The sequence below is a fragment of the Burkholderia sp. Ac-20345 genome (genome assembly GCF_017104825.1).
In the GTDB taxonomy this organism is placed as follows: Bacteria; Pseudomonadota; Gammaproteobacteria; order Burkholderiales; family Burkholderiaceae; genus Burkholderia; species Burkholderia lata_B.
On sequence record NZ_JAAGPO010000143.1, the window covers coordinates 20,452 to 27,843 of the forward strand.

Consider the following 7,392-nt stretch of genomic DNA (forward strand, 5'->3'; position numbering starts at 1 on the left):
GTTCAGTCGGCCGCAACATGCGGTTCGATCTTGTGCCGCAGCGCGATCGGCGGCACGCGGCGGCACTGCCACACCGATACCACGGCGACGACAGCCGCCATTGCGACACCCAGGTGAATCGCGCCAACGAGCGATTCGCGGGCCGCTTCCAGCAGCAGCGCGCCATTATGCCCGGCACGGGTCAGCTCCGCGACCAGACCGCCCTGCGCGGCGCGATCGATCAGGATCTGCGGATCGGCGAGCTGCGCATGCCACTGCATCGCGTGGTCGGCCGACAGCGCATCGCGCACGCCGCCCGAGTACATCTGGTTGACGAGCGTGCCGGTCAGCGCGGTGCCCACCATCCCGCCGACCATCCGCAGCGACTGCAGCAGCGCCGTCGCAATGCCGAGATGCTCGCGGCCGGCCGTCTGCTGCGCGAATACGGTGAGGTTCGGCAGCACGAAGCCGAGCCCGATGCCGCCCGCGACCATCAACGCCATCAGCACCCACTTCGGCGTCGTGTGGGTCGACACGACGATACCCGCGCAGGTGATCGCGAACAGCACGAAGCCGACGTGCAGCATCGCGTTCGGGTTGCGGATGCGCGTGACGACCCGGCCGTTCATGATGCTGCCGATCGTGATGAACACGACGAGCGGCGTGATCACGAGCCCCGCCTCCTTCGGCGACATCCCGAACCCGCCCTGGAACAGCAGCGGCGCGTAGAACAGCAGCGAGAACATCGAGAAGCCGGCGAGGATCGCCAGCACGAAGAGCGCCGACAGCGCGCGGTTGCCGAACATGTCGAACGGCAAAATCGGCTGCGCGCAGCGCCGCTCCCAGTGCCACAGGCCGAAACCGGCCGCGACCGCGACGACGAGCAGCAGCGACGCCCAGCTCGCGACGCCATACTTCGGCAGCCATTCGACGAACAGCTGCAGCGCGCCGAGCGACAGCGCGATCAGCAGCGCGCCCGGCCAGTCGAGCCGCATCTTGCGATCGTGCGCGACGTGGCGCAGGTGCGGCAGGTAACGCCACACGAACAGCAGCGACAGCAGGCCGACCGGCAGGTTCACGTAGAACACCGAGCGCCAGCCGAACGACTGGGTCAGCACGCCGCCGAGCGACGGGCCGACCGCGTTCGCGATGCCGAACGCGGAGCTCATCAGCACCTGCCAGCGCAGCCGCACGACGGAATCGGGGAACAGGTCGGGAATGCACGCGAACGCGGTGCCGACCAGCATCCCGCCGCCGATCCCCTGCAGCCCGCGCGCAAGCACGAGCATCAGCATGTCGTTCGCCATCCCGCACAGCACGGACGCGCCAGTGAACACGACGATCGACGCGATGACGAACGGCTTGCGGCCGTAATAGTCACCGAGGCGGCCGAAGATCGGCACCGTGATCACGGAACTGAGCAGGTACGAAGTCGCGACCCACGCGTACAGGTCGAAACCGCGGAGCTCGGCGACGATGGTCGGCAGCGCGGTGCCGACGACGGTTTGGTCGAGCGCGACGAGCATGGTGACAAATGAGATCCCGATCATCGCCAGCAGCGATTCGCGGAACGGCAGGACTTGCCCGCTCGAATGGTGGGCGGCAGTATGGACGGCCATTTTTTGTTGGCGCAACTTTTGACGAGTCAAACAATCTCAAAATTCTAGCACGCCGGAGTAATCTAGGCTGGCGACGGTTTAGGGCCTGTTCGCGCAAATAACGGGCTTGCGAACGTGTCTTGCCGGTCGCACTGCAAGGAGCGAGGAGCGCCGTTTGGCCGCGCCAAACAAGTGACGATCGACGCCGCAGTGCGGCCGGCAAGGCACGTTCCCCTATTTTTGGAAAATTCATTCGCGGGGCTGGCCACCAGAAGGGCCGATCGCCGCGCCATGCTCCTCGCGAATACGTCGAGTATTCGCTTCGTCGCAATCCTTGCGCTCGGCCCTTCTGGTGGCCAGCGCAAGCCCGTTATTAGCGCGAACAGGCCCTAACCGAACCAGACCGCCAAGGAGAAAGATGGAACCGATTTCAATCACCCCCGCGATCACCCTGTCGCCGGACGATCGGGACGCGCTGTGGCGCGCGAAGCAGGTGCTGGAAAGCCCGTCGCTGACGATGAAGCTGACGGGCATGCTGGGCGCGCCGGTCGAGAAAATGATCGCCCGGCTGCCGGATTTCGCGACCGGCAAGATCAACGATGCGACGCAGCTCGCGCTGCGCAAGTGCCTGAACATCGCGCTGCGCACGCTCGGCAAGCCGCCCGCGCCGGACGCCGAGCCCGACAAGCCGAGCAACCTGCTGCACAAGCTCGCGGTCGCAACCACCGGCGCGGCGGGCGGCGCGTTCGGCTTTCTCGCGCTGCCGGTCGAGCTGCCGGTGACGACGACGCTGATCTTCCGCTCGGTGTGCGACATCGCGCGCAGCGAGGGCGAGGACTTGAGCTCGGTCGATACGCAGCTGCAATGCCTGGCCGTGCTCGGCATGGGCGGCAACCCGGACAAGCAGGAAGAGGACGCCGATCTCGGCTATTTCGTGCTGCGCGGCGCACTCGCGCAGGCGATCTCGAAGGCATCGTCTGACATCACGACGAAGGGCATTGCCGCGCACAGCTCGGCCGCCGTGTTCAAGCTCGTGCAGACGGTGGCGTCGCGCTTCTCGGTGCAGGTGACCGAGCAGATGGCCGCGAAGTCGATTCCGGCGATCGGCGCCGTGCTCGGCGCGACCGTCAATACGCTGTTCATCGACCACTTCCAGCAGATGGCGCACGGCCACTTCACCGTGCGCCGGCTCGAGCGCAAGTACGGCTCGGTGGCCGTCAAGGCCGCCTATCAGGCGATCGACGCCTCGCCGGCGCGCTGAACCGCACGCTCGACCGCGACGCGGCGCAGGAACGCGGCCGCGCGGTCGAGCGCATCGCGCGCTTCCGGCACCATCGGCGCGTACAGCTGCCACACGTGCGGCATGTCCGGCCACACCTCGATCTCCACCGCTACCCCGGCCGCCTTCGCCTTCTCGGCGACGCGGCGCGAATCGTCGAGCAGCACCTCGGTGCTGCCGACCTGGATATACAGCGGCGGCAGGCCCGCGAAATCCGCATAGAGCGGCGATGCGTACGGATTCGTGCCCGGCTCGTCGCCCAGGTACAGCTTCGCGGCCTTCGGCAGCGCCGCGCCCGCGAACATCGGATCGGCGCCGTCGTTCGTGCGCAGCGTCGCGCCGGTAGCGGCCAGGTCGGTCCACGGCGAGAACAGGATCGCGCCTGCCGGAAGCGGCTCGCCGCGGTCGCGCAGCGCGACGAGCGTCGCGAGCGCAAGACCGCCACCCGCCGAATCGCCGCCGAGCACGATCGACTCGGGCGGCGTGCCGAGCGCCAGCAGTTGCCGGTACGCGGCCAGCGCATCGTCGAGCGCGGCCGGGAAACGGTTTTCGGGCGCCAGCCGGTAGTCGAGCGAGAACGAGCGCACGCCCGCACGCTTCGTCAGGCCGAACACGAGCGGCCGGTGGGTCTTCGTCGAACAGAAGTAATAGCCGCCGCCGTGGAAGTACAGCAGCGTGCGGCCGGACCCGCGCCCCGCACCCGCGTCGGTGCGTTCGAGCCATTCGCCGCGCAGCGGCGCATCGCCCGCGCCGTAGCACTGGCGCAGCCGGTAGCCCGACGGTGCGCGGCGCGGCACAACCATCCGCAGGTCGGTAAAGCGCCGCGCGCGCGCGGGATCGAGCACCTCGCGCGTGGTCTCGGGACGGAACTGCCAGCGCAGCAGCCAGCAGGCGAACTTGCTTTGCCAACTCATCGGACGCACTCCGTAATCGCAGTGTGACGATGGTACGTGCGAACGTTCCCGCACCGCTCGACAGGTGCCTCTATTTGACATCCTCCCGCGCCTGATGGCTCGGGATTCCTACCGCGTTTGAAACGATGATGCTTGTCTCAGATCGCCTCGGCGGGTTCCTGCTTCACGGAGCGGCCCGACTGCACCGGCTCTCCACAGGCTGCAACGCGGTGCCCCCGCGCCAGTATGTTGATCGCACCGACCACATCGGCATGCCCCTCATGACCGCACGCGACACAGCGGAATGCCGCCTGCGTCTGCCGGTTTTCGGTGCTCACGGATCAAACGCCGGCACTCAGTTCGCCGGCATCACCTGGCCGCGGACCTCGCCGGCCGGGTGATCCTTCGTATGGACGTTGAAGTACCACTTGCCGCCCATCAGGTCGGTGACCTGCGCGTCGGTGAGTTCCTTCGAACCCTTGATCGGGCTCGCCAGCTCGTCCTTCGGAATCGGCACCTGCACACCCGCGTTCTGGCCGACCGGCGCGGGCCCGTGGAAGTGCGCGGCGGTAGCCGGCCCCGTGAGGTGTTCGTAAGTGACCTTCCACTGCAGCATGTGCGTGGCCGTGTCGTAGGTGGCCTCGACATCGCCCGAGCCCTTGGTCGCCGTCGGCGGCACTTCGCTCGACGGCTGGAGATTGGCGGACAGGCGCACCGTTTCGGCAGCGGCGCTGCCGGCGGCCAGCACGCCCGCGAGTAACGCGACCTGGAGCAAACGCAGCTTGAGCATGGACTCTCCTTGTACGACGTTGTACGCCGCCCGAACGGGGGCGCCAGACATGATGGTAGTCGATCGCCGTTGATCCGGGAGTCCACCGAACAGCCATGCTGCGAATCGCCGCACCGCGCGCGGCCGGCCCTCTCGCACGGCGCGCGATGCGCCAGTCTGCGTCAACCTGGAATGGACCTTTGCAGCCAGATGACTGAATCGGCGCGCGGCCTTTCGCTACACTTCGTCTCACAGTTGCTTGTTTCCTTCGTCCGAAGGAGTCTGCGAGTATTCACGCGGCCGCCCGGCCGCGTTTTTTTTGCGCGCGCCGCCGGACCCGGTTCACGCCGTATCAAGCAGGACGAAGCGATATCACCGCATCACGTCACGCGCGATAGCCGGGATCGATGCGATCGACGATACGCTGCAGCGCATCGAATGCGTCCTGCCCCGCGCCATGCTTCGGATCGAAATTCAGCGAATCGCGCACGCACGCTTCGAGCACCGGCGGCGCGATCGGCAGTGCGTCGCCGATCGCATGCGTGGCGATCTGCACCTCACATGCGCGATTGAGCAGCCACATCAGCGAGAACGTCTGCGCGAGCGTCGCGCCGATCGTCACGGGCCCATGGTTGCGCAACAGCAGCACGGGCCGCCCGCCCGCACTCTCGACGATGCGCCGCCCCTCCTCGAGATGCACGGTGATGCCCTCGAAGTCGTGATACGCGATCTTCCCGTACAACTGAGCCGAATAGAAATTGGAGAACGACAGCCCGTCGCGCGAACAGCACACGGCCATCGTCGGCGTCGTGTGCACGTGCATCACGCAGTGCGCATCGGGCAGCGCCGCATGGATCGCGCTGTGGAACGTGAAGCCGGCCGGGTTGATCGGCCAGTCGGAATGACCGATCACGTTGCCGTCGATGTCGATCTTCACGAGGTTCGACGCGCACACCTCGCGGTAATGGAGCCCGAACGGGTTGATCAGGAAATGCCCGTCCTCGCCCGGCACGCGCAGCGAGATATGGTTGTAGATCAGCTCGGTCCAGCCGAGATGATCGAAGATGCGGTAAGCCGCCGCGAGCTGTACGCGTGCCTGCCATTCGGCTTCGGAGAAACGGGCGGGACGCGTGAACGGCTGGTTCGGGACACGTTGCATGGGGGAACTCCGGTTGCGGGTGTGCGCGGCACGCGCGGTGCAGGGCGTCTGGCAGCACTGTCTTGCGCGCCGAATTAGTTGCACGCACAACCATATCACCTTTCCCCGCGCACCGGAAACGCGGGTTTAGCCGGAGCGCTTCCGTACCCTTAAAGCTGGTCGTCGACCGGCAGCAGCATGAACATGCCGGTCATCAGGTTGCGCAGCAGCCCCGCGTGCGGATCGACGTGATAGGTGGTCGGCCGGTCGTTGTCGATGCCCGTCCATTCGAGTTCGGGCGACCCGCCGCCCGCCGGCGTCACGAGGCTCACGCGGTAGCTGTCATCCGGCTGCGTCACGCGCGCAAAGACCGTCGCGACCTGCTGCGCGAGCGTCGGACTGTGGATCACGAGCGCCAGTTCGGTATTCAGGTGCGCGGAACGCGGATCGAGATTCATCGAGCCGATCACGAGGATCTTCCGGTCGATCACGTACGCCTTCGCATGCAGGCTCGCCCGAGAGCGCGACCCGAACAGGCGCGCGCGCTGCCGGCCCGGCTGCGCCTTGAACTCGTACAGCTCGACGCCCTGCTGCAGCAGCGGCACGCGATACGGCCCGTAGCCGGCCTGCACGGCAACCGCGTCGGTCGCGGCGAGCGAATTGGTCAGGATCGCGACGCGCACGCCGCGCGCGGTCGCCTCGCCGAGGATCTTCACGCCCACGTCGTGCGGCACGAAGTACGGCGAGAACGCGAGGAATTCCTGCTGCGCGCCGCGCGTGAGCTCGACCAGGCGCTGCATCGGCGGGCTCACGTACGCGTCGGTCGGCCGCGCGATCTTGTCGGGCGCATCGACCTTGAACTCGGCCGGCGCCCACACGAGCGCAAGCTCGTCGCGCGTGATCTGCTGCGCGAGCGGCGTCGCGTTCAGCGGCTTCGCGTTGTACGGGTCGGCGTTCTGGCGCCAGTGGGCGCGCAGCTCGTCGCGCGTCGCGTCGAGGTCCTTCGGATCGAACGACTGGTGATTCAGCACACGCAGCGGATAGCTGCTCGCGCTCGACCAGTACGTGTCGAAGCTTGCCGAGACATCGTTCGTCACGGGGCCGGCGGCCAGCACGTCGAGATCGCGGAACTGCAGCGTCGGGCTCGCGTTGAAGTATTCGTCGCCGAGATTGCGGCCGCCGACGATCGCGATCTGGTTGTCCGCGATCATCGCCTTGTTGTGCATCCGGCGCGTGAAGCTGTCGATGCGCGTGAAGAAGTTGGCCGTGCGCTTGACCATGCCTTGCTGCGACGCGCCGAACGGGTTGAACACGCGGATCTCGATATTCGGATGCGTGTTCAGCGCGGCCATGAGGCGATCGATATCGCGGAAGTTCAGGTCGTCGACCAGCATCCGCACGCGCACGCCGCGATCGGCCGCGTACAGCGCCGCGGCAAGCAGCAGCTTGCCGGTCGTGTCCTCGGTCGCGATGTAGTACTGCATGTCGAGCGTTTTCGTCGCAGCGCGTGCGAGCGCGATGCGCATCTGCAGCGCTTCGGCGCCGTCGGCCAGCAGCCGGAAACCCGACTGGCCCGGATGCGCGGCCTCGGGCGCGGCCAGCGCGTCGCGCAACGGCGTCGCGGTATCGGGCGGCAACGCGTGGGAGACCGGGCGATCGAGCGTGGTGGCAGGCGGATGCGTCGCGCAGGCGGCAACGAGCGACAACAGTATGCCGGCGGCCAGCGCGCGGGCCGG

Annotated in this window: 6 protein-coding genes and 1 pseudogene; 1 reads left to right on the top strand and 6 read right to left on the bottom strand. The window is 67.2% G+C overall.

The window, feature by feature from the left end; genetic code table 11:
• Positions 1-2 precede the first annotated feature (2 nt).
• Complete coding sequence (locus G3O06_RS34035) at positions 3-1,598, bottom strand: MDR family MFS transporter (RefSeq protein WP_174915415.1); 1,596 nt, start codon at positions 1,596-1,598, stop codon at positions 3-5.
• 397 nt (positions 1,599-1,995) lie between these two features.
• Here G3O06_RS34035 and G3O06_RS34040 point away from each other — a divergent pair, with 397 nt between their 5' ends.
• Positions 1,996-2,838 (top strand): EcsC family protein, encoded by an 843-nt coding sequence (locus G3O06_RS34040; RefSeq protein ID WP_174986148.1) that lies wholly within the window; start codon positions 1,996-1,998, stop codon positions 2,836-2,838.
• Here the strand turns inward: G3O06_RS34040 and G3O06_RS34045 are convergent.
• From G3O06_RS34045 to G3O06_RS34065, 5 genes and pseudogenes are all read right to left on the bottom strand, one after another.
• Positions 2,808-3,770: an alpha/beta hydrolase gene (locus G3O06_RS34045; RefSeq protein WP_174986149.1), complete on the bottom strand. Its 963-nt coding sequence runs from the start codon at positions 3,768-3,770 to the stop codon at positions 2,808-2,810. The genes G3O06_RS34040 and G3O06_RS34045 overlap by 31 nt on opposite strands.
• Before the next feature lie 137 nt (positions 3,771-3,907).
• Positions 3,908-4,087, bottom strand: a pseudogene (locus G3O06_RS34050) (zinc ribbon domain-containing protein); the annotation flags it as partial.
• A 17-nt stretch (positions 4,088-4,104) separates the two neighbouring features.
• Positions 4,105-4,539 carry a CHRD domain-containing protein gene (locus G3O06_RS34055; RefSeq protein ID WP_174915418.1) on the bottom strand — a complete coding sequence of 145 codons (435 nt, stop codon included), beginning with the start codon at positions 4,537-4,539 and terminating at the stop codon, positions 4,105-4,107.
• A gap of 364 nt (positions 4,540-4,903) precedes the next feature.
• Entirely contained in the window at positions 4,904-5,677 is a 774-nt protein-coding gene (locus G3O06_RS34060; RefSeq protein WP_174973258.1) for a class II aldolase/adducin family protein, read from the bottom strand.
• Positions 5,678-5,826: 149 nt separating this feature from the next.
• A partial coding sequence (locus G3O06_RS34065; protein WP_205818827.1) for a phospholipase D family protein occupies positions 5,827-7,392 on the bottom strand: 1,566 nt, incomplete at its 5' end.